This is a genomic window from Brevibacillus sp. SIMBA_040, assembly GCF_046535075.1.
GTDB lineage: Bacteria > Bacillota > Bacilli > Brevibacillales > Brevibacillaceae > Brevibacillus.
Genome location: NZ_JAWRXI010000029.1, coordinates 1 through 22,448, shown reverse-complemented (window position 1 = coordinate 22,448; position 22,448 = coordinate 1). Strand labels below are relative to the sequence as shown.

The window sequence follows — 22,448 nt, the reverse complement described above, 5'->3', positions numbered from 1 at the left end:
TACATATAAACATACGTTAATATTGTCAATGAAGGTCAGAGATTGTACAATAAATAATGAAACCACCACGATGCTTATTCGTATACATGGATATGGGACACACTGAATGAGTATGGTTTGCACTTTTGAATAGATTAAAATGAGGAGTGAATGTTCAATGTTATTCCACCCCATGGATATTCTAATTTTTATCGCATTCGGACTGTCGCTCTGGGCGCAATTTCGGGTTAAAGGGACCTTTAACAAGTTCGCTGATGTCCCTACTTCCTCCGGTCTCACTGGGGCAGAAGCTGCCAGACGTATGCTCGATGCAAACGGCTTGACTAGCGTTCCAGTAGAGCATATCCCAGGTACACTTACTGACCACTACGATCCAATGTCGCGTGTGGTGCGCCTGTCTGACCCCGTTTACTTCGGCAACTCTATCGCCTCTTTGTCGGTAGCTTGTCACGAGGTTGGCCACGCGATCCAGCACAAGGTTTCGTACCCGATGCTGGTTGCACGTCACCGCATTTTTCCAGTTGTGAATCTCGTTTCTGGTGTGGCTCCCTTGCTTTTGATTGGTGGTCTCCTGCTTCAAATGTCAGGTCTTCTGCTGTTCGGGATTATCTTCTTCTCCGCAGCGGTTGCCTTCCAGTTGATCACACTGCCAGTTGAGTTCAACGCAAGTAGCCGCGCCAAGGAACTGATGGTCAGCATGGGCTTCATCCGCAATAGCGAAGAAGGTGGCGCGAGCAAGGTTCTCGGTGCTGCAGCCCTGACTTATGTTGCCGCTGCTCTGATCTCTGTTCTTGAGCTGGCGAAGTACATCATGATCTTCAACAGATCTGACGACTAATCATCTGAATCGAACCTTTTGAAAACCTAAGGTACAGTCTCTCTTTCCGGGAGATTGTACCTTTTTTACATAGGCTGCGATACAATACGAAGGGAGGTTGTTGCGATGCGCATCGGAATTATTGGATTAGGCAGTATAGGACAAATGCTTGTGAAGGCTTTGTGCAAAAGCGGCGTCATTTCACCGGAAAATGTGATTGTGTACAACCGCACACGCGAAAAAGCGGAAATACTACAAGCTGCGTACGGTATCACGGTTGCCCAGAATGCGCAGGAGATTTGTGAGCAAGCAGACCATATTTTTCTGTGCACCAAGCCACTGGACATTTTGCCGATCCTCGGTGGCCTAGTCGTTTCTGCTGAAAAGCATGTCATCTCCGTAGCGGCAGGCGTGAGTATTTCTGATCTAGAAAAAAGCCACGCGGGCCCCGTAAGTAAAGTCATCCCTACCGTGACATCTCAGGAGTTACATGGTGTTTCTTTATTTACGTGCAGCACCCGAGTGAGTGCTGAGCAGCGCAGCGAATTTGTAAGCCTGCTCTCCGCAATCGGCACTGCGCAAGAAGTAACAGAGGACGTCATCGAGACTGCCACCATCATCAGCAGCAGCGCTCCAGGCTTGATTGCAGGAATACTCGAATCCTTTGCCATGGCAGCTGTACGCAAGACACCACAGCTGGACATCGAAACAGCACGCAGCATATTGGTAGAGACCATGCTCGGCACCGCTCTGCTTTTGAAAAATGAACAGCTAAGCTTTGATCAGCTGATCACTCAAGTAGCGACCAAAGGCGGGATTACAGAAGAAGGACTGCGTGTCTTGGACAAAACTCTTCCTGGCGGGTTCGACGAGCTATTTGCTATGACGGAGTCCAAGCATGCAATGCTCAAGGAGCTCTTGCAACAACAAATTGCGAAGTAGCAAATCGACAACGAGATAAAGGAGAAAGTGACAGTGAAAATCGGTTGGATTGGACTCGGCAACATGGGGATTCCAATGGCGAGCAATTTGCTTGCAGCAGGCTATGACCTGTATGTTTGGAATCGGACACCGGACAAAGCAGCACCCCTGCTGGCTCTTGGGGCTAAACAGTCAGCGACACTTGCACAGTTGGTCGATGAGTGCGATATCTTGTTTACAATGGTCAGTGATGATGACGCTGTAAAAGCGATTTATACAGGAGCAAATGGTCTGCTTTCTGCCGCAGTCAAAGGAAAGCTGGCAGTAGATATGAGTACCATCGCACCAGATACATCTCGCTTTTTGACTGAGCAGGCAAAAAAAGTAGGTTTGCGCTTTCTTGATGCCCCTGTCTCGGGAAGCGTAGGTCCTGCCAAGGACGGCACACTCGTCATTATGGTTGGCGGCCAGCAGGCGGATTACGAGGAAGCAAAACCGATGCTGGACAAGCTCGGCAAAGTAGCGCTGCACCTGGGGCCGAACGGATCAGGCACATCCGCCAAGCTCGCGATCAATCTGCTGCTTGGAATTACTGTGCAGGGTGTTTCTGAAACATTGCTCTTTGCTCGCTCTCTTGGGATTAGCAGCGAGCAAATGCTTCACATCATTTCGGAAAGTGCGGTAGGAACCCCTCTCATCCGCGGAAAAGCTGCCTCGATACTCGCCGATGATTTCCCGGCTGCCTTTGCTTTGAAGCATATGGCAAAAGACCTCCGACTCGCAAAGGAAGCGGGCGTATCCACGCCTTTGGCAGATACGGCGAATGCGAGCTACCGTCAGGCTTTGGAGGGCGGGCTCGGTGAAATGGATTTGATGGCGATTATCCGGCATTTGGAACAGAAAAAGGAAGTTGTAGCCGCCAAGTAGTTAATTGGCTCTGAAAACGCTAAAAGACCGGAAGCGAATTCCGGTCTTCTTTTATGATTCACCAATTTCTATTCAACCATTTTTATTGCTGTGACTTCAGCCATTCATTCAACAGCTTTGCATCTTCAATCGCTCGTTTATCCCCTAAAATATCTCCTGGCTTGTTGCCTTCGCCGATGAGATAGCCGTCATATGCTGTTCCCACAAAAGACAAAACGTATTGGAATTGCTGGATCAGCGGAAGTCCTTTTAGACGAGGGTGATCGCCGCCTGTCGTGATCACATACGCGCGCTTTTGCCCCATCGATTCTTTGAAAGAATAGCGCTTATCCCGCAAGCTTTGCGACCAGCGATCCACAAAATTTTTCATGTAGCCAGACATGCCGTACCAATAGATCGGAGTGGAAAAAATGATAAAATCATGCGCCATCACAGCTTCGATCACTTCATCATAATCGTCTGCAACGGAAGCGAGGCCGTCTGCATCATGTCTTTGATCGTGAATCGGGCGAATCTCCTTTTCTCGCAAACGAATGCTTGTATGAGGAATTCCCTGCAAAGCCAAATTGGTCAATTGCTCGGTGTTTCCTTCCTCTCTTGAGCTGCCGTGCAAAACGAGAATCTTCAATTCCAATCACTCCATTTCCATTTTTCCCATCTGTTTTCTCACCTATATTGTATCAAAAAACCCTCCGGCAATCTCTGCCAGAGGGTGACACTTACGATATAGAAGCACGAGCTTGCCGGTTCGCCTGTTGATACAGCTTCCATGCAAGCAAAAAGCCGACAATCAAAAGCCCAGCAGAAAGGTAATACACCGCTCTCGTTCCCATCCATTCCGCAAACGCTCCCATGATAAGAGACGAGACTCCAAATACCATCATGTCAATCGTCCCTTTTGCGGACAATACATACGGCAATGCCGATTCCTCTGTTTGCTGCTGCAGAATCGTCTGTTTACTGACCAGGAACATTTCCAGAAAAGGTCCCAGCAAAAAGGAAAACAGCAGGGCAACAATCGGATACGTGCTGCTACCAAATGCAAAGGTAATCAAGCTTGAACAAATGGTCCCGATCGTGATCGCCTTATACAGATGACGCTTGAGCCGATGAGCGAGCATTAGCAGCACACTTCCGCCAGTAATCGCTCCGAGCATGTAGCCAGCGTTGATGTATCCCCACCATGCCTCGCTACTTCCCAATTCATCAAGAACAAAAGGCAGCAATATCGCCGAAATCCAGGCTGCACCTGACATCCCAACTACGATATCCATGGCAACCAGCAGCTGCAGTGATGGCGTATCCCGAATGATTCTCCAGCCTGTGAGCCAATTCGTTTTAACCTGCCGTGGTTCGGACTGGCTGTCTTCTTCCTTTTTGCCATCCTTTGCAGGAGCAACACCTAGCATCGCTACTGTTGCCACCACATAAGCTCCTACTGTTCCTAAAAGCACAACGCTTGCCCCCAGCCACGCAACTAGCAGCCCTCCTGCCGCCCAACCAGCAAAATGTACCGTTTGATCTGAGGTTGCCAAAAGCCCATTCGCACGCATCAGCTCGGAACGATCAACTAATCGTGAGACAAGGGCATTGCGGGCTGGATTTGCCCAACCATCCATAAAGGCAATCATAGCCGCAAGTATGAATAGCAGCCAGATCACTAGCTTTTGCTCGCCTACTCCCATCGCCACGACGAAAGAAGCAATAGCCAGCAAAATCGTCTTGAGCCCTTGAGACAGCACAAGCATCCGCTGCAGGGACAAGTGCTGGAAAACCAACGGAGCGAGGAAGCTGGAAAGTGACTGTGACGTCACGTTGACCACTGGAATAAAAGCAGTGTACATCACAGAGTTAGTAGCCGCGTACATGACTGAGATAAACGCGACAATATAAAAAACATCCCCCAGATTGGCCAGAGTCTGACCCGCCCAGAGGCAAATAAACCGTCTATTCCACACGGTGTGAGGCCTCCTGTCGGTTCAGGACTTTATTTAATTGTCCTGTTGGAATAAAAAATTAGTTCCACCGACAACTCATCACAATGGAGGTGCACCTCGTTTGCTTCAAATTTCTCTCATTATATTCCGGAATCTGTCTGCTGCATAGATTTGTTTTTAAAAAAGCTGTAATACACCCAGCCGGCATTGATAAACAAAAAGGCACTGGTCATGAAAAAGACCCCGCTGATGCTTACATAGCCCGCCAGAAAACCGCCAATCATCGGCCCAAGCATACTGCCAATGCTGACAAAGCTGTTATTGTAGCCGTATACGCGACTCACCATATGTACAGGCGTCGCTCGCCGCAAGAGCGAATTGACAGAAGGCAACAGTCCTCCTAGTGACAAGCCAAGCAGGAATCTCAGCAATACGAGCTGCCACACGGTTGCAACCAGCCCCTGTGGAATGAACAGGATCGCTGACATAAGCAATGCACCCAGGAGTACCTTTTGCGAGCCATAGCGATCTCCCAATCTTCCTAAGCGCGGTGAAGCGAATACGTTGGCAATCCCCATAGCTGCCTGCACAAGTCCTGCCCACAACGCTACCTTGGCTCCTTCTGATCCGAGCAGCTGAGCGATGTAAATCGGCAAGACAGGAATAATGCTGAACAAAGCAAACTGGATCATAACCGTTACAAAAAAGAGCGCAGGCAGCTCTTTGGAAGAAAATATCATATGAAAATCTTCACGCAGGCTGGAGCGATCCTTTTTCTCTGGCGGCACAAAGTTTTCTTTTACCGTAAAAGTAATCACCAGCGTGGCAAGCAAAAGCAAGCATCCCGTGATGACAAAAATCATTCGAAAACCGATGCGCTCTGCCAAAAGCCCGCCAAACAGCGGCCCCATGATGGTTCCCGCCGTAATACAGGATTGCAGCATACCTTGTGCCCAGCCAATCTGCTCCTTTGGCACGGACGAGGCGACTAGCGCTGTACTCGCAGGAATAATTCCTCCCACCAAACCGTTGATTAAACGCAGTGCCAGCAACTGCCATACGCTTCCGGCAAACCCGGTCAACGCTACTGTAATCGACATAAAATAGCCAGAGCGCAAAATCATGATCTTACGCCCGTGCTTATCCGCCAGATTTCCCCAGATCGGGGACACGAGACCTGCCGTTAAAAAGTTGGCTCCGAAAATAATGCCTGCCCAAGCAGTTACTTCATGCGGATCCTCTATCCCGAAATCTTGCTGAATGTACAGAGGTAAAAAGGGCATGATCATGCTCATCGCTACCATCACGACGAACAACGACCCACATAAAACATATAAATTGCGGCGCCATATCTCCATCGGATTCCCCCCGTTCCCTCTGCTTAGCTGCTACGATACTTCGTCGGTTGCATTCCCTAAATCTTGTACACTCCACAGGCCATGGTAAACGCCCCTTTTTTCAAGTAATTCCTCATGCTTCCCTTGCTCAACAATTTGTCCTTCTTTCATGACAACGATTTTATCGGCGTGGGTAATCGTCGATAAGCGATGCGCGACGATGATTGTCGTCCGCCCTTTTGTCAATCTCGATAGCGACTCCTGAATCGTGTGCTCCGATTCCAAATCGAGGGCAGATGTCGCTTCATCCAATATCAGAATGCCCGGATCACGCAAAAAGACACGGGCGATGGCGATCCGTTGCTTTTGTCCTCCGGAAAGCTTGACACCGCGCTCCCCCAGCTCCGTATCGTAGCCATCCGGCAAGGCCGTAATAAAATCATGGGCATGCGCTGCTTTCGCTGCTTCATAGACGGACTGATCGTCTGCATCCGGATTGCCCATTAAAATGTTTACTTTTGCCGATTCACTAAACAATATATTGTCTTGTTGAACCATCCCGATGTGATTGCGCAAATTCCGCTGCTTAACGTCCCGAACATCAACACCATCAATCGTAATTCGCCCCTCTGTCACATCCCAGAAGCGTGGCAACAGACTGATCAGTGACGACTTCCCGCCACCGGACATGCCCACGATCGCTACCGTCTCGCCTGATTCAATCGTTAAATCAACATTTTGCAGGACAAGTGGTCCTTCTTCCCGATAGCGAAAGGAAACATTCTCAAAGCGAATTTCTCCACGGATTCGTTTGGTTGCGGGATCGACCGGCAGCTCCCCTGCATTTGGCTTGTCTACGATGTCATATGTCTCATCAATAAACTCAAACATCCTGTCCATCGAAGCAATCGCCTGTGTCAGGACTGTGCTCGAGTTGACCAACCGTCTCAGCGGTGTATACAGCCGATCCAAATACGCATAAAACGCAACGAGTGTCCCTACACTCATGTTTCCCCCGATTACCTGATATCCTGCATAGGCGATGACGAGCAGAGGCGCAATATCCGTAACTGTATTGATCACGGAGAAGGTTCGGGCATTCCAGCGCGTATGAGTCAGAGCTTTATGTAAAAAGTGATTGTTTTCTTTGGCAAATTCCTTGCTCTCATGCTCTTCCAAGGCGAAGCTGCGAATCAGAGACATGCCATTCACACGCTCGTACAAATGCCCCTGTAAATGCGCCAATGCGGCTGATCGGTCCTTTGTCAGCTGACGTAAGCGCTTATAGAAAAATTTGACAGAAATGCTGTACAACGGAAAGACTACGATGGCGACAATCGTCAGCTCGACATCCATGTAAAACATGATCCCCAGCGTCATGACGATCGTAATCGTGTCCAGCCATAGATTCATCAAGCCTGTCTCTACAAAGCTTTTGGTCGACTCTACATCGTTTATTACCCGAGAAATGACCTCGCCTGTCTTGGTGTTGTTGTAGTAACGCATCGAAAGTCTTTGCAAATGCGAGAACAATTGATTGCGAATATCAAACAAAATGCGGCTGGATACCCACTGCGCGTAATATTGCCGGATGTATTCCACAGGAGCGCGAACAACCGTAAACAACAAGAACGTTCCAAGCATCAGCCAGAAAAGCTGTGTGAGTTTTTCCTCTTGAGGAAGAGGACTAGGCAAAAGATCGTCAATGACATACTTGATGAGAAGCGGTAAAGCGAGTGGGATTGAGAATTTAATAATGCCAATGAAAACGGTACCCAAAATCTGCTTCCAATAAGGCAACACATATGCCATGTAGCGGCGTATGCTCAAGCATCATACCTCCTTTGCAAATAAGGAAATCCCTCCCCCGAATTTACGGGAAAGGGATTATTCCTCATCATCTCGTACTAAAAGATAACGCTCGTACCAACGCTGGACGAAGCCGCTTTGAAATGGACCACGACGTGCGCTTACCCAATCCAATACTTCTCGCAGCGCTGTCTGTACTCTTTCCACGACAAACGGAGGGTAGTTCATCTGTCTGGAATGCAGCAGAAACTCCTCTTCATCGAGAATTGAATACGTCATGTCGGGAAACACTTTTACGTCGAGATCATAGTCTATGTAGCTGAGCAACTGACCCTTCATGCTAAAGGGTGAACCAAGGTTGCAATAATAGTAAATGCCGTCGTCGCGAATCATGGCAATGGTATTGAACCACTGTCCTCGTCCAAATGTACAAATGGCCGGTTCGCGCGTACGCCACTCCCGTCCGTCTGATTCTGTCACCTTGACCCGATCATTTCCCCCAATCACCACCGCATCACTGGTATGAATCAGCGTGGATTTGTCCCATATGCGGTGCAACGAATGGTCGTGTTTATAGCTTTCAATGCGGATATTGGAGCCCGGAGTTGGTGACATGACTCTCCCCTTTCTTCTCTTCTCTATCTGAATGGGGACAAGCCTCCTTAAGAAGAGAGCTTTTTGGAAAGTGTAACATATTTTTGTACTTCATAGCCAAGCGAAAGGTAAAACGGAAGGACTTCGGGATTAGCCTGGTTGACCATAATCAGAACGTTATTGACGCCTCTTTGCTTGAACCGTTTTTCAATCGCGGCAACGAGTTCGCGTCCTATGCCACTGCCTTGCATCTCGGGAAGAACGGCAAGCCGGTAAAAGTAAGCACGAGCACCATCGATGGTGCCTACTACGACTCCGACAACCTTTCCTTCCATTTCTGCAACCATAACCAGATCGCTGTCCCATGCCAGCTGTTGGGCCAAGTCGTTCAACGACTCCGTCTCCGATTGGTCCAAACCCGTTTCCTGCCAAATCCTTGTGATAGCCGAATAGTCACCGAGTCGAAACGGACGAATCAGCATACGTTGCCTCCTTCGTAGCCTTCTTGCTCTATTGTACAACACTTGGACAACTTTGTCTTGTGTGGTAACACGTCAAAGTCTCCAACTCCAAGCTTTCGCATCAGTAAAATTTTAGGTTAAAAGAGAAATTCCGCCGTCTACAATCAGTGTTTGTCCACGAACCATCCATGCCTTGTCTGAGAGTAAAAACATAACTGCATTCGCCAAATCTTCCGGCTCTACGATACGACCAGCAGGTGTACGTTCTGCAGAGCTGCCGAGCAATTCTTCGCGATTCGGGAAATGCTTGAGAGCATCTGTATCTACTGCGCCACCGGAAACGGCGTTGACGACAATGTTATGTGGAGCGAGCTCAACAGCCAGATAACGAGTGATCGCTTCTACCGCTGCCTTGGACACGCCTACTGCTGTGTAGTTGTCCAGAACACGGATCGATCCGAGGCTGGACAGGCTGACGATTTTTCCGCCGTTGCCACCCTTGATCATTAGTTTTGCCGCTTCTTGTGCACAAAACAACAGCGCTTTACTGTTAATTTCCATCGTCCAATCCCAGTGGCTTTCTTCCAGCTCCATCAATGGACGAAGAACACCAGATGCCGCATTATTCACGAATACATCCAGGCGACCGAATTCCTGGTCGATTTCTGCGAATAGCTCCTTGATTTTTGCCACATCACCTACGTTTGCTTTAATCAAGTGCACACGTGCACCCTTTGCTTCCAGCTCAGCTGCTGCTTCTTTGGCCGCTGTACGGTTACGGAGATAATTCAGGACGAGATCATAGCCCTGTTCAGCCAGCTGCATAGCAATTGCTTTTCCGATCCCTCTCGTTCCCCCGGTTACTAATGCTACTTTTTTTGTATTCATAAAAGTATTGCCTCCTAATCAGACCAACTATTAACAGCAGGTACTAAAACTTAAAACCACTCATTTATTATACAACTCCCGTTCGGCTTTTTCTACAAGTGCCGTTTTTGTACCAGTGATTGGAACTACTGTAGGCAAGCCATACTATACGAGCATCATCAATAAATACAGCTATTTCACCTGATCGAGCTGTCTATTTGCCTGCGGAGGAGGACAACGAATGTACATAGGACGAGACCTGTCCGAATTAACTTTGGAGCCGATTGAACGTTGGGAGCTGAACGAGCTTTTGTATCATCAGCATATTTTTTCTCAATTAGCTCTCTATCTTAGTGCAGAGGGCGCCTCGCTTCATATCAAAATAATCCGGGAGCTCGAATCACGCGGACCGATCAACGGTGATAGCGGGGGTTGGGACCACTCATCAACTCCGATTTATGATTAATAGTAGAAAAAGGCAGAGCAGATTCTCTTGAATGAGGATCTGCTCTTTTTCCTTTCCTGTAAAATGATAATAGCCTTCGAAAAAATTTCTTTTGCAATCTTGTAACCTTTTTCTCTTTTTTACGGATAAGTAGGCAGAAGAAAGTGAGGGATAACCATTCATGAAGAAAATGATCAAACTCGTCTGCCTGCTGGCAACCACCAGTCTACTGGCGGCAACACCTATTTACGCGACACAGCAGAGCAATAAAACAGCAGAGAAGGCTCAATCCGGGGCTGTAGCGGATATTATGAAAACGATTGATGCTTCTATAGCCAAGGCCAAAACGCTTTTGCCTTACTTGGGCGACTATCCGTATAAAACTGTGACGATTGATGAAAGCGGCGATAACACCGTTCGCGTTTTGCTGAAAAAATCCGAAGACGAAGAAAATATCCTGCCAAACGTCGTGCTTTGGTTCGATAAAAAAACGGGTGAATTAAAGCGGTTCCGCTTAATAAAAGATGCAAATACGGATGAGAGCCTGGCAAAGAAAGAACAGGCTGTCCAGCAGGCTACTGCCTTTCTCAAGCAATGGTATGGAGAAGACATGCGGGGATATCGTTATAATCCGTACCTCTCTCATACGCTCGGCATCCCGTTCTCCAAAAGCGTAAATGGTCTCTTTTACCCTAGTCAAAGCCTGCGAATAACGGTAGACGCAGCTGGGCGAATTACCGAGGGTGGACAAGCTCCCGTGCCTGATTCCAACTTTAACTATCCAGTGCCGCCCGTGGAAGAAACCGAGTTTGACGACCCGAAAGACGCGATTCCAGTAGAAGAGATGGAATCAATGGTTGCTAGCATGATGACTCTCTCCCATGACGGTGATACTTTCATCTATGAACCCATGTTCTCCGGGTATATCGATGCCAAGACAGGAAAGAATCTGGAAATTCAACAAGCAAAACACGATACCCCAGGTCCACTGATTAAAGTAACACCAAGTGGAACAGCCTTTTCTGTAAAAACAAAGGAAGAGGCTGCCTCCTATTTGAAAAAAGAACGCGGCATCAAAGCAACGGCAGCAGAGATCCGGGAAGAATTTACACGGGATCAAACAAAGAAACGTTTTTGGTGGAAGGAAGGAACCGAACAGGAAGCACTCGTCCAAGCGGATGCAACAACCGGGGAAATTGTCACCTACTTTACCATCGATACTGATCAGAATGCAGCAAAAAACGTGACACGCGAGCAAGCTAGACTTTTGGCAATCAAAGAAGTAGAAAAATATTTGCCTAGCGGTACAAATGAATTGATGGAAATTGTAAATCACCGCGGTGAAAACTGGCGCGGAAATATGTTCACCTTTGTTCCGGTACATCAAGGAATTCCAAATCTGTCTCACGGATTTACAGTCAATGTGTACGGGGAACAAGTTACTGACTTTTTTGGATTAACCAAGGCTACATTAGCATCCAAGCCATCTGAGGGTATAAAGATTGTTTCTGCAGAACAAGCAGCAAAAGCATTTTTGAAGGACAACCCGCTGCAACTGATTTACTTCTATCCGAAAGACAACGGAAAGCAGGCTGTCCTCACCTATCAGGCTCCACAAGGCTATTCTTTGAGCAAGATCAATGCCGTAACCGGAGAAATCATCGTGCCGAAGAACGAATAAGGAGGAAGTGTTTTGCATGACGAGCTTAGCGAGAGAATTCGTCTTATTTATCAGACTCACTACAAGGACGTCTACTCCTTTTTACTCTATTTCACAAACAATCAAAACGAGACCGAGGACTTGACCCAAGAGGTGTTTACGAGCTTGTTGCGCTCACTCCCGAGCTATGATGGGCGCGTAGTGATCAAGACGTGGCTGTTTTCCATCGCCAAATACATCGCTATCGATTATTACCGCAAGCAAAAGCTGAAGCTGTTCTTTTCCGAAAAACTCCTGCGCAATATCGTCACAACTGAGGGCGTGCCAGAAGCCGAGCTAGCGCACAAGGAAGAATTGGTAGAATTGAAAAAAGCTTTGCAAAAGCTAAAGCCCAGCTATCGTATGGTCATTATTTTACGCAGTATCAAAGGATATAGCATCAAGGAAACAGCAGAGCTTCTGGCGATTTCAGAAGCAAAAGTAAAAGTAGATTATCATCGCGGATTAAAACAGCTCCAGCGTTATATGATCGAACCTAAGGAAGGAGGGTGGCAAAATGAATTCGTTTGAGGAACTGGAACGACAACTGAAGCGATTGCCTGAGCTGGAGCAGTCACCACGACCGGAATATATTGCTTACTTGGATGAAAAACTGCAAAAAGAAGCGACCGCTGTAAAACGCCGGATACGTCATCGCCGCATCTTGACTCATACGGCAACAGCAGCAGCCGTCATACTACTGGGAAGCTGGGTTACAGCAATGCCTTGGCAGCAGCCTTCACCGCAGGCATCTACCGCCCCAGCAATTTCGAATATCGCTTCTCTACCTCTTGATCATCCACAAGAGCCAGCAGCTACCACCCATGTCGCGGAGCAGCCTAAACCTGCCGAGCAAACACAAACAAAAGCACAAGTGCCAACACCTCCAGCCAACACAGGAGTGTCCGAAGCACAAGCCAATTCGCCAACAGTTAACGTAAAAGAGCAGCCACCCGCTGAGCAGTATAACGACGAGCCAGACAAGCAGTCCCCTCCACTCCAGATTGCCCAGGCTTATTTAAACGAAATGCTCGGAGATGAAAGCCAGCAATACACGGTTAATAACAAGCAGACCGATCTGAAGGAAGGGAAAATTGTTTTCAGTCGTATGATTCATGGTGTTCCCTTTTATAACGACAGCTATTCGGTAGGCGTAGAGCATAATACGGTAAGCTATTTTACATTCAATCGTTTGCCTGAGAAGCAGCGCAACTTGTCTCAATTTCCTCCCCCGGAAAACATTCTCTCTGAAAAAGAGGCATTGGAAATCATTGCAGGCACGATGCAGCCTGTCTATCGGTACGACAAAAATGGCGCACTGACCAAGCGCTACGAACTGGATTTTCCCGGCTATTTGGATGCGAAAACAGGAAAAATGCTCGTAAAGCCGGAGCAACTATCACAGGTTCCGTCCCCCAAATCATCTATCCCTGTGAAATCACAAGGGAAAAAGCTCGCGGTACATTCTGTGAATGACGTTATCACTTTTCTTCAACAGGAATTCGGCGTCACCTTTGATGGAGAGCGAGGCACATCTCCCACTTCCATCTCGTATGGCAAAGGATCGGGAACGGAATACACATGGGCTGGAGCTGATAAAACGATTACTGCTCAAATAAGCCCAAATGGCCTGCTGACCGCCTATCATGTTCAGGAAACCGGGGATGAGACCACCGGAACGAAGCGAGCCCCACGAGAAGATGATCAAAAAAAGGCGATTAACTATCTACAACGTTATCTCGACAAGCAGATAACGGCGGTTGGCTACCTTGGATCAAGCTGGAATGAACGAGAAATTCAGTACACCTTTGGCGCTTTCGTAGACGGAATCCCGCTCAAGGGTCGTACCTATCACGTTACGCTTGATCAGAGCGGGAAAGTCGTCGGAATGGAATACAGCAAGAATGCCTCCAAAAATCCGCCACTGTCCTTTGAAGCCACCTCCAGAGAAGCTGCCATCTCCGAGTACTTGACACAGCACAAGCTTGAGCTGGTCTATATATGGCCGAAAAAGGCTTCGGATGACGAAAACTCAACTGATGCTCCACAGCTCGTGTACCAGCAAAAATGAATCTGCCCTATCTTGCAAAAAGTGGCGTTTCGCTTGCTTCGCCACTTTTTGTAACCTGTTCACAGAAATGAAAAATTGTCAGAAAATAATTACTTTTTGAAAATAGGTGAAAAAGTGCTTTACTTCAAGAAGAAATTCCCATATTCTTAGAGTACGTTCTAAAACACTACGAAAGAAAAGGAGGCTGCGACAAATGATGATGATGAATGTACTACAACCCATTTCTGCTGTTTATGATCGTCTTATCGTTGTTACAACTAAATATGGCAGCGCCTCCTGGACCGACGAATCGTAGTTGTTATTCGTATCTTAAACATTCCCTTTTCGTCAAATATCCGACCACAGGCGTTGTTGCTTGTGGTCTTTCATTTTCTTTGTGTTCCCAAAAGACCGCTGGCGTTTTGCCCGTGGTCTTTTTCTTTCTCTATAAATCAAAAAATGGATGGAATTCAATTTTTACCCTTAGAAGGGAGGTGATCGGATATGATACTGAACTTTTTGTTGTTCACAATCAAGATTGAACGCAAACACGTAAATGCTGAGCAACGTCTTGCTACGTACGCTCGTACACGGTACCTTGAGGAGCGTGCGGAAGCCCACGCGATTCAAGCTGCACAATTGATTAGCCACATCTAATTTTGGTAAACAATTACGTTGAGGAGGGATTTTTTTATGAAAACCAAACAAAGACGTCAGATGATGAGATTTACAGGAGTCAAAGCGATAGATGGCAGCTGACTGCACCACACTACAGGGATGGGAGGGATACATTCATGTACATTCCGATGATTTTTTTCACCATCATAATCGAGAAACGGAAAGTGACTCCTGAGCAACAGGAGGCACACTATTTGCAAAAGAAAGCAATTGCCGAGTGGGAAGAGCAAAAGCATCAAATCGCGATGCAATTTCCTGAGTATTTGTATCGCTAATATACGTGGACGGCTAAAAAGCAAAAAAAAGAAGATCAGGTCTCTTTGGGACGTGATCTTCTTCATTTTTAGTCTGCTTCGCGCAAAAGCTCTGCCAAGATTTTGGCGAGTATGTCCGCTGACGCGTATTCTTCTTCTAACGTATTCTCCATCCCGCCTATTTCAACGAGGACGGCATGTGGATGTAAATCCTGATTCCAGTAGACGGGACTCATGCCCTTTTGCTCAAGCACCTCGATAGGAAACTCCGGGTACATTTCCTGTGCCTTTTTGCTAATTTTTTGTGCGAAGTCCAGGTTTCGTCCCCAATTCGGATGGGAGTGATTAATGACCAGCCTGATTTTTGCCACTTCGGTGTCATTGATCTTGTGGGTGGTCATGTTTCTTTTTCTATTGTCACGGTGAACATCTAAAACCATTTGGATGTCTGAATGAATCGCTAACATCTCTTTTACGTTTTCACGTGACATCAAATACAGCTCATTGAAGTCTCTTTGCTGGTTTTTTGCCTCGTTTGCAAAGTCAATGGGCGACTGGATTGCACTTACCTTATTTGACTGTAAGGCATCTGCCAACCTTTTGCCTACTAGCGAAATATTGTGGTGTGGATCATTCAAAGAATGAATCTCAGTAGATGTTTTTGTCTCAGAAACAAATGACTCCTGGCTATGTGTGTGATAGATCAAAACAGAGGGAGAATTCGCTTCTCCAACTGTGGCAGGAGCCTCGGACTCTGCGTTTAATTTGAGGGTAACAATCAGCAACAGACATGTGATAATACCACATGCTACGCTAAAGTATCGCAGCGCTCCGCTTTTTGCTTCCATCTGGTTTGCCTGCTTCACCAGCTTCACCCCCAGCCTCGCGACAAACTGTCTGTCCGGCTCTTCTGCCAATTCCTTGATTTGCTTCTCCAGCTTGTCTTTATTTGGCATGTAAAGACTCTCCTTCCTCTAAAAACAACTCACTCTTTAGTTGTTTTAATGCCCGATGATAGCTGACATTTACCTTTCCTTTGCTCCACCCCAATATTTCGGCCGTTTCCTTCACACTCAGCTCATTCACACAACGAAGGATGATGACTATTCGATATTTTGCCTTGAGCTTGTACAGGGATTGTTCTAATTTCGCACGCTCCTCCTTTTCTACGAGTGCTTGTTCTGGCAGACCATTTTTTGAAGGAAGGATGCGCAAAAGCTGGCTGGAGAAGTGAATCAGTTTTTTTCTGCGATAATGATCAATCCCTGTATGCTTTGCAATAGAAAGTACCCATGTCTTAATTGACGATCGCTTTTCGAATGCAGGTAATGCTTTTAATACCTTGATAAACACTTCTTGAGTTAGATCTTCCGCCTGACTTTTGGTTCCGGTGAACAGTAGAAAAAAATGATAAACATCTCTGTAGTACTGCTCATAGATGCACCTAATCTGTTCCGAAAGACGGGCTTGATCCTGCAACCAGAGACACTCCCTTCTTATTGGGATACTCTTTAGTCGAACAATTCAGAAAAAGGTTACAATACTTTTTAAAAAGAGTCAGATAAAACTAAAAGCCGCCGAGATGCTCTCGACAGCTTTTCTACTCATGCTGACCTATCTAATTATCTCTGCAGCAACTGCCTGATCTTGTGATGAGCCATGGGGAATGTATACGAGTCCAGCTCTTCCCATGCTTCATAACGGGCATGAGTCGGTAATTCCTCACCATCAATCCAGTCACAGGACCAGACCTGCATGTTCCATTGCAAGTGGGAGAAAATATGCTGAACCTCGCCAATCGGCTCCAGCACCTCGACATCGATACCGAATCGCTCGCGCAGTCCATTGGCAAGTGCTTCGCGTTTGGCTGTGTCCTTGTCTGCATCGGACTCCACCATCGGGAATTCCCACATCCCAGCCAAGAGCCCCTGCTCCGGACGCTTGTTGATCAATACCTTGCCATCACGCACGATGACACCAACCTGCAGGCTTACAGGACGTGGCGGCTTTGCCTTGCCTTTGATCGGCAGCTCCTCCTGAACGCCTTCCTGACGTGCCATACAGTAATCAAACACCGGACAGGTCAGGCATTGCGGCGTCCGTGGAACACAGACCATCGCACCTAGCTCCATCAATGCCTGGTTGAAATCTCCAGCTCTCCCGACAGGAATGACTTGCCTTACGAGATGCTCAATTTTGATTCGTGTGGCTGGCCTCGCTATATCATCGGTCAAATACAGCAAGCGAGAAAATACCCGCATCACATTGCCATCTACGGCTGGCTCGGCCTTTTCATACGCGATGCTGAGGATCGCTCCTGCTGTATACGGACCAACGCCTTTTAGCGTCGCGATCTCCTCAGGTGTATCTGGCACGACACCGCCGTAACGCACCGTTACCTCGCGCGCAGCCGCTTGCAAATTGCGAGCGCGGGAGTAATAACCAAGCCCCTCCCATGCCTTGAGCACATCTTCCTCTGGTGCCTTGGCCAGATCAATTACGGTCGGAAATTTTTCCATGAAATTTGCATAATAAGGTTTAACGGTCTCTACCCGAGTCTGCTGCAGCATGATTTCAGATACCCAGACACGATAAGGATCGCGGTTAATGCGCCAAGGCAAATCACGCTTCTGAGAGTCGTACCAGGCTAGCAAATCCTTGGCGAATCCGAATACGTGAAATTCTTCCGGTAGTGTATATTGCAAACTGGTTTCTATTTTCCTAGCCATTTCTTTTTTGTCTGCTCCTTTTGTTAAAAGCTATAGCTCAGCTGCACGAAAAGCCCACACATTCAGCTTGCCCGCTCCCGCCACACAGTTGCAAAAGTCCCGATCTGCGAGGCGGACTGCCTTGATTTGCTCGTATTGCTCCAACGTATCTACATCAAAGGCTTCTACGAACAATCCTGGCTGATCCACACCTTCCCAGGAGCGATACTGCTTTGCGCCCATTCCTTCCATGCGGGCAGCGATATCAGCGAGTAGCAGCATCCCATAGGTGCGCTTTTCAGGCTCTAATTTATATTCGATAAAAACAGTGATCACAATAGGCGCCCTCCCCTTCGAGGTTTATCCCCTACATCATACCTTTCTCGCCCAATGGGAACAAGCTCACAATTTTTTTCAGCAGAATGAGGGAAATATATCGTCCCGCGCGCTATAATAAACAATAAAGATCAGCCTGTAAGGAAGGGAGGAAGACAACGATTCCATGGATACCGCCACACACTTTGCCATGGGCTTTGGATTAGCCGGTCTCGCCTATCTCGATCCTGTTGTAGCTTCTACTCCGGCACTCGCAGGAGCCGTCATGATCGGCACGGTCATCGGCTCGCAAGCACCTGATCTGGATGGCTTGGTCCGCCTCCGTGGCACCGCAGCCTATATACGCAACCATCGGGGAGTTTCGCACTCTGTTCCGGCACTGTTTCTCTGGACAGGAGCGATTTTTGTCCTCATACAGGCAATTATGCCGCAAACACACTGGTTCCATCTGCTCAGCTGGATCTTTTTAGCGGTTTGCCTGCATGTATTCGTTGACTTGTTCAATTCGTATGGCACCAAGGGCTTGTACCCGTTTCGCGATAAATGGGTCGCTCTCAACGCCATCTTCATTTTTGACCCGTTCATTTTCGCCGCTCACCTCGTCGGCTTCTTGCTCTGGGCTTCGGGCGTCGATCCGGGCAGGTCGTTTCTACTGATTTACATCATTATCGCCGGCTATTACTACTGGCGGGTTCAGGTTCAAAAACGAACGACAGAGCTGGTACGACAACGCATCGGAAAAGCCGGGACCTACACGATCATCCCTACACTTTCGTGGACGTACTGGACTTTTGTTGCCAAGACTGAGCACCACTGGTACGTAGGCGAGGTTGTTTCCGGAGATGTCGTCATTCTCGACACATTTTCCATCAAGCCCGAAAATGAGCGAATCGCTGCTGCCAAAAAAAGCTTAAAGGTGCAATCCTTCCTCGCCTTCACCCATCATGTGCATGTGGAGACCAAGGAACGTCCCTTTGGCTACGAGGTAAAATGGATCGATCTGCGCTATCGCTCCCGCTTTCAAGGAAAAAGTCATTACATGTTTGTCGCTGTTGTGTATCTCGGCTTTGATCTGACCATTCGCGATTCGTTTGTCGGCTGGATTCATCGCGGTGAGGATCAGCTCAGCAAAAAATTGGATTCCAATCGGCAGTTAGGGTAGATATATGAAAACCTAGGACCGTCCAAAAAGCAAAAGCTTTGGGCGGTCTTTGTCTTTCTCATCTGACCCGCTTCATTTGTGCAAAATTGCCCCTTTATACCAAGTCAGAAACCGATTACGATCGTTTTACAAGCAATCTTAAATCGTAAACTGACTGGAGGACCTGCCATGATTCCCATCCGATATTCCAAACGCACCATTACTGATCAAGAGCAAATTGACGCCTTTTTACTCCAAGCCAAGGTCGGTAATCTCGGTTTAGCAAACGAGCTCGAGCCGTACATACTCCCTTTGAATTTTGCCTGGTGGAATGGCTGTATTTACTTTCATGGCGCTGATTCAGGCCGAAAAATCGAGATGATTAACGCCAATAATCGCGTGTGCTTTAGTGTCTGTGAAGAGTATGGCACGGTGGCTGATCCTGTCCCTGCCAATCTGGATACAATGTACATGAGTGTATTTATATCTGGCACGATCGAACGTGTACAGGAGCCCGACGAGATGCGTGACGCCATGCAAGCCATGATCGACAAATACGTGCCTGGCTACTATTCCGCTCCTTTGTCCTTGCAGCATGTGCTCAAGTATCGTTCCTCCATGGGGAGTGCCACCGCTATTTTCAGAATTACACCAACGTCCATTTCGGCAAAAGGAAACCCTCATTCCGAGAAAATGCAGTATTACCCGGGAAGAAAAGTGGAGATAGATGTGTAGCTAAACAAAAAAAGACACGCTCGCACATCGTATGCAAGCGTGTCTTTCTCTTTTTTACAGATTGGCTGGAGCAGTCATCCCCATAGTGATTGCAAGCCGGTTCCAGCAATTAATTGTATTGATTGCCATAATGAGTGCAACACATTGGCCCTCGTCAAAATGCTCTCTGACCTCTGCATACACCTCATCGGACACTCCGCCATTCGTAATGACTGTCACAGCCTCAGTCAAGGCAAGTACAGAGCGCTCCGCGTCCGTGTATACGGCGGATTCTCTCCACGCATTCAGCAAGTAAATACGTTGCTCTGTCTCTCCCAGCTTGCGCGCATCCTTCGTATGCATATCGAGGCAAAAAGCGCAGCCGTTTATTTGCGAAGCACGAATTTTGATCAGCTCGATAAGCTTTTTGTCGAGACCACTCTCTTGCACAAATTTTTCGAGCTGAAGCATTGTTTGAAATGCTTGTGGATTAGCGTTGCGATAGTTCATTCTAGCTTTCATGATCATCGTTCCTCTCGCCTTTTTATTGGTTTACACCCTCAAAGACGACTACCCACTCGATCTTGTGACAAAAAATCATGCTTTCGCGACAAGATGGGATAATTTTTCTGGATTGACCATCATGTAAAGCCGTTCGATCCGCTCCTCCTCTGGATGCAGAACGAGTTGGAAAGTTATTTTCAATTCGCCATCTGAAATCAGGGCGATTCCGTCCTGACCGTTCATAGAGCAAACCTGCATCGTCGAGCTGGGTGCCCACCGGGGCCAGATCCCAAGTAAAAAAGCAACGACACGCTGATCCGTGTAAATAGGACGGATAGCCGATTTCACTTTTCCGCCGCCGTCGCTCACAAGAACAGCATCGTGAGTCAGTAAACGTATCAACGATTTGGCGTCAGATTGAGAAATCGCTTGGATGAGCTGTGCCACCAAACGGGTGGATCGCTCCGGCTGCGCCTCTGTCTGCAAGCCGGCTCCCTTGAGCTTTTGGCCGGCACGACTGAACAGCTTGCGGCAGCTATCCTCTGTTTTTTCCAGCATCTCGGCGATTGTACGATAATCGTAGTCAAGTGCGGTACGCAATACGTAGACAGCACGCTCAACTGGAGCGAGCGTATCAAGCAAAACGAGCAAGCCGTAGGAAACTGCCTCTTTTTCCATCACTGCGTGCAAGGGATCATTGTCGCTTTTTACATCCATGAACGGTTCAGGCAGCCATTCCCCTACATACTGCTCCCGTTTCCAACGTGCGGATTTTAATGTATCCAAGCAACGATTGGTCACTGCCTTACACAAATAGCTTTTTACATGGTGAATGTCGTTGATGTCATTTTGCGCAAAAGCAAGAAACGTCTCCTGTACGATATCCTCTGCCTCGGTAATCGACCCGAGCATACGATAAGCAAGTGAAAACAGGAGGGCCTTGTACTCTTGATAAACATCCTCCATGCGATCCTGCATTACTTGGCCTCACCAAACTGCCAGATCGTATGGCTGAGACTGCCGTAACGGAAACTCATATGCACTCGCTTCGCAAAGCGAGCATCATCTGCTGCTCCCATAACATAAACCAGCGGGACGAAATGCTCGCTGCCATATACAGGAACCGCCTTGTCCGCATGAGGAGCCAGCTCACGATATTTCGCCAAATCGTCTACCTTCCATTCGGTAAGTGTTTCTTCCAGCCATTCCTCAAACTGGAGTGCCCACTCAAAAGCGCCTCCTGATGTCTCACGCATGTCGATGTGAGAAAAATTATGAACGGTACCGCCGCTTCCGATAATGAGTACGTCTTTCTCACGCAGCGGACTCAGTGCCTTTCCAATCGCATATTGCTGTTCGATCGTCAGATTTGGGTTGACGGACAGTGCGACGACCGGAATATCTGCATCCGGGAATACATGTCTCAGCACTACCCAATGTCCGTGGTCCAACCCGCGCGTTGAATTGAAGCTGACAGGTACACCCGCCTTTTGCAAAAGCTCGACTGTTTCTTTGGCAATTTCGCTGTCACCCTTGGCTGGGTATTGAATTTCATACAGCTCTTGCGGAAAGCCGCCAAAGTCATGGATCGTCGGGAAGGTATCTACAGACCCCACGTTTTGTTCAAAAGCCTCCCAGTGCGCCGAGAACATAACGATCGCCCGTGGACGGCGCGGCAAAAGACTTGGCAATTGATTCATGGCTTGTGTATATACGTTGTTTTCAATCGCAAGCAACGGAGCGCCGTGTGCGATAAAAAATGATGGCATCATGGGAAACACTCTCCTCTGAAGGGTATATAGCTTTACTTTATAAACTTAGTTACTTTTTGTAAGTATTATAACGCATATTTGTTGTGTTTACTATCCCCTTTTTTGTCGGGGGGGTAGTGGATGAGAGGAAACAGTAGAAAATGCTACAGCTTCTTGGGCCACTAGCTTGGTTGATTCACTGGACGGCTCCATTTCTAAAGAGAAACCGCGTCCAAAGTAGCCGTTTCAGGGGGCTTCTCAAAGGTGGACGCTTAAAGACGTGTTTCTCTTTATCCATTGCGCCTCGGTAGGTGTCCCAAAGAGCTTCGCATTTTCTCCTGTTTCCTCTCGCCAGCTTTTGATTTCCTCCTGGCATTTTTGAGGGTTGTCTCATTAGTAGTATAGAAGAATATCCTTGGGAAAATCGAGTAGGAGGGGGTGGCTAGCCCCCGTCCTCTCACACCACCGTACGTACCGTTCGGTATACGGCGGTTCATC

General features: G+C 47.7%; 25 protein-coding genes. 11 read left to right on the top strand and 14 right to left on the bottom strand.

The genetic code is table 11. From position 1 onward, the window contains the following. Positions 1–157 precede the first annotated feature (157 nt). The 3 genes from SB752_RS30150 to SB752_RS30140 are packed head-to-tail and all read left to right on the top strand — an operon-like array spanning position 158 to position 2,665. Entirely contained in the window at positions 158–838 is a 681-nt protein-coding gene (locus SB752_RS30150; protein WP_410719117.1) for a zinc metallopeptidase, read from the top strand. A gap of 54 nt (positions 839–892) precedes the next feature. After that, positions 893–1,759 carry a pyrroline-5-carboxylate reductase family protein gene (locus SB752_RS30145; RefSeq protein WP_410719116.1) on the top strand — a complete coding sequence of 289 codons (867 nt, stop codon included), beginning with the start codon at positions 893–895 and terminating at the stop codon, positions 1,757–1,759. Between the two features lie 33 nt (positions 1,760–1,792). Further along, the gene (locus SB752_RS30140; RefSeq protein WP_410719115.1) at positions 1,793–2,665 is read left to right on the top strand and encodes an NAD(P)-dependent oxidoreductase; all 873 of its coding nucleotides are present in this window, start codon (positions 1,793–1,795) and stop codon (positions 2,663–2,665) included. Positions 2,666–2,747: 82 nt separating this feature from the next. On the opposite strand, the gene SB752_RS30135 is transcribed toward SB752_RS30140, so the two are convergent. The 7 genes from SB752_RS30135 to fabL form a co-directional block, all read right to left on the bottom strand. Continuing rightward, positions 2,748–3,293, bottom strand: coding sequence for a flavodoxin family protein (locus SB752_RS30135; protein ID WP_410719114.1), 546 nt, complete (start codon positions 3,291–3,293; stop codon positions 2,748–2,750). Positions 3,294–3,384: 91 nt separating this feature from the next. Continuing rightward, positions 3,385–4,623 (bottom strand): MFS transporter, encoded by a 1,239-nt coding sequence (locus tag SB752_RS30130; RefSeq protein ID WP_410719113.1) that lies wholly within the window; start codon positions 4,621–4,623, stop codon positions 3,385–3,387. 119 nt (positions 4,624–4,742) lie between these two features. Beyond that, entirely contained in the window at positions 4,743–5,960 is a 1,218-nt protein-coding gene (locus SB752_RS30125; protein ID WP_410719112.1) for an MFS transporter, read from the bottom strand. 30 nt (positions 5,961–5,990) lie between these two features. Then, on the bottom strand, positions 5,991–7,769 hold the full coding sequence (locus SB752_RS30120; protein ID WP_410719111.1) for an ABC transporter ATP-binding protein: 1,779 nt from the start codon (positions 7,767–7,769) through the stop codon (positions 5,991–5,993). Positions 7,770–7,826: 57 nt separating this feature from the next. Then, positions 7,827–8,363: a DUF402 domain-containing protein gene (locus SB752_RS30115; RefSeq protein WP_410719110.1), complete on the bottom strand. Its 537-nt coding sequence runs from the start codon at positions 8,361–8,363 to the stop codon at positions 7,827–7,829. 47 nt (positions 8,364–8,410) lie between these two features. Further along, positions 8,411–8,824, bottom strand: a complete 414-nt coding sequence (locus SB752_RS30110; RefSeq protein ID WP_213025755.1) for a GNAT family N-acetyltransferase — start codon at positions 8,822–8,824, stop codon at positions 8,411–8,413. 111 nt (positions 8,825–8,935) lie between these two features. Next, positions 8,936–9,691 (bottom strand): enoyl-[acyl-carrier-protein] reductase FabL, encoded by a 756-nt coding sequence (gene fabL / locus SB752_RS30105; RefSeq protein WP_213025756.1) that lies wholly within the window; start codon positions 9,689–9,691, stop codon positions 8,936–8,938. 220 nt (positions 9,692–9,911) lie between these two features. Here fabL and SB752_RS30100 point away from each other — a divergent pair, with 220 nt between their 5' ends. The 6 genes from SB752_RS30100 to SB752_RS30075 all read left to right on the top strand — a co-directional run bounded on the left by SB752_RS30100 (position 9,912) and on the right by SB752_RS30075 (position 14,817). Further along, the gene (locus tag SB752_RS30100; RefSeq protein ID WP_410719109.1) at positions 9,912–10,136 is read left to right on the top strand and encodes a hypothetical protein; all 225 of its coding nucleotides are present in this window, start codon (positions 9,912–9,914) and stop codon (positions 10,134–10,136) included. Between the two features lie 160 nt (positions 10,137–10,296). After that, positions 10,297–11,796 (top strand): YcdB/YcdC domain-containing protein, encoded by a 1,500-nt coding sequence (locus SB752_RS30095; protein ID WP_410719108.1) that lies wholly within the window; start codon positions 10,297–10,299, stop codon positions 11,794–11,796. Positions 11,797–11,808: 12 nt separating this feature from the next. After that, on the top strand, positions 11,809–12,345 hold the full coding sequence (locus tag SB752_RS30090) for an RNA polymerase sigma factor (RefSeq protein ID WP_410719107.1): 537 nt from the start codon (positions 11,809–11,811) through the stop codon (positions 12,343–12,345). Continuing rightward, a complete protein-coding gene (locus SB752_RS30085) occupies positions 12,332–13,885 on the top strand; it encodes a YcdB/YcdC domain-containing protein (protein WP_410719106.1) in 1,554 nt (517 codons plus the stop codon). The genes SB752_RS30090 and SB752_RS30085 overlap by 14 nt, the downstream gene beginning before the upstream one ends. A 483-nt stretch (positions 13,886–14,368) precedes the next feature. After that, a complete protein-coding gene (locus SB752_RS30080) occupies positions 14,369–14,521 on the top strand; it encodes a hypothetical protein (RefSeq protein WP_410719105.1) in 153 nt (50 codons plus the stop codon). Positions 14,522–14,658: 137 nt separating this feature from the next. Further along, on the top strand, positions 14,659–14,817 hold the full coding sequence (locus SB752_RS30075) for a YrzI family protein (protein WP_103109227.1): 159 nt from the start codon (positions 14,659–14,661) through the stop codon (positions 14,815–14,817). Positions 14,818–14,885: 68 nt separating this feature from the next. Here the strand turns inward: SB752_RS30075 and spoIIP are convergent, their stop codons facing one another. The 4 genes from spoIIP to SB752_RS30055 all read right to left on the bottom strand — a co-directional run bounded on the left by spoIIP (position 14,886) and on the right by SB752_RS30055 (position 17,840). Then, on the bottom strand, positions 14,886–15,752 hold the full coding sequence (spoIIP, locus tag SB752_RS30070; RefSeq protein WP_410719104.1) for a stage II sporulation protein P: 867 nt from the start codon (positions 15,750–15,752) through the stop codon (positions 14,886–14,888). Further along, complete coding sequence (locus SB752_RS30065) at positions 15,742–16,275, bottom strand: RNA polymerase sigma factor (RefSeq protein WP_410719103.1); 534 nt, start codon at positions 16,273–16,275, stop codon at positions 15,742–15,744. The genes spoIIP and SB752_RS30065 overlap by 11 nt, the downstream gene beginning before the upstream one ends. A 143-nt stretch (positions 16,276–16,418) precedes the next feature. Continuing rightward, complete coding sequence (gene mutY / locus SB752_RS30060; RefSeq protein WP_410719102.1) at positions 16,419–17,525, bottom strand: A/G-specific adenine glycosylase; 1,107 nt, start codon at positions 17,523–17,525, stop codon at positions 16,419–16,421. A 30-nt stretch (positions 17,526–17,555) separates the two neighbouring features. Continuing rightward, complete coding sequence (locus SB752_RS30055) at positions 17,556–17,840, bottom strand: hypothetical protein (RefSeq protein ID WP_410719101.1); 285 nt, start codon at positions 17,838–17,840, stop codon at positions 17,556–17,558. Positions 17,841–18,006: 166 nt separating this feature from the next. On the opposite strand from SB752_RS30055, the gene SB752_RS30050 reads away from it, so the two are divergent. Both SB752_RS30050 and SB752_RS30045 read left to right on the top strand, forming a co-directional pair. Continuing rightward, positions 18,007–19,002 (top strand): metal-dependent hydrolase, encoded by a 996-nt coding sequence (locus SB752_RS30050; RefSeq protein WP_410719100.1) that lies wholly within the window; start codon positions 18,007–18,009, stop codon positions 19,000–19,002. A gap of 168 nt (positions 19,003–19,170) precedes the next feature. Continuing rightward, a complete protein-coding gene (locus tag SB752_RS30045) occupies positions 19,171–19,716 on the top strand; it encodes a pyridoxamine 5'-phosphate oxidase family protein (protein ID WP_410719099.1) in 546 nt (181 codons plus the stop codon). Positions 19,717–19,770: 54 nt separating this feature from the next. Here the strand turns inward: SB752_RS30045 and SB752_RS30040 are convergent, their stop codons facing one another. The 3 genes from SB752_RS30040 to SB752_RS30030 all read right to left on the bottom strand — a co-directional run bounded on the left by SB752_RS30040 (position 19,771) and on the right by SB752_RS30030 (position 21,971). Then, on the bottom strand, positions 19,771–20,217 hold the full coding sequence (locus SB752_RS30040; RefSeq protein WP_410719098.1) for a carboxymuconolactone decarboxylase family protein: 447 nt from the start codon (positions 20,215–20,217) through the stop codon (positions 19,771–19,773). A 75-nt stretch (positions 20,218–20,292) separates the two neighbouring features. Next, entirely contained in the window at positions 20,293–21,177 is an 885-nt protein-coding gene (locus SB752_RS30035) for an RNA polymerase sigma-70 factor (RefSeq protein WP_410719097.1), read from the bottom strand. Next, entirely contained in the window at positions 21,177–21,971 is a 795-nt protein-coding gene (locus SB752_RS30030) for a dioxygenase family protein (protein WP_410719096.1), read from the bottom strand. The genes SB752_RS30035 and SB752_RS30030 overlap by 1 nt, the downstream gene beginning before the upstream one ends. Positions 21,972–22,448 lie beyond the last annotated feature (477 nt).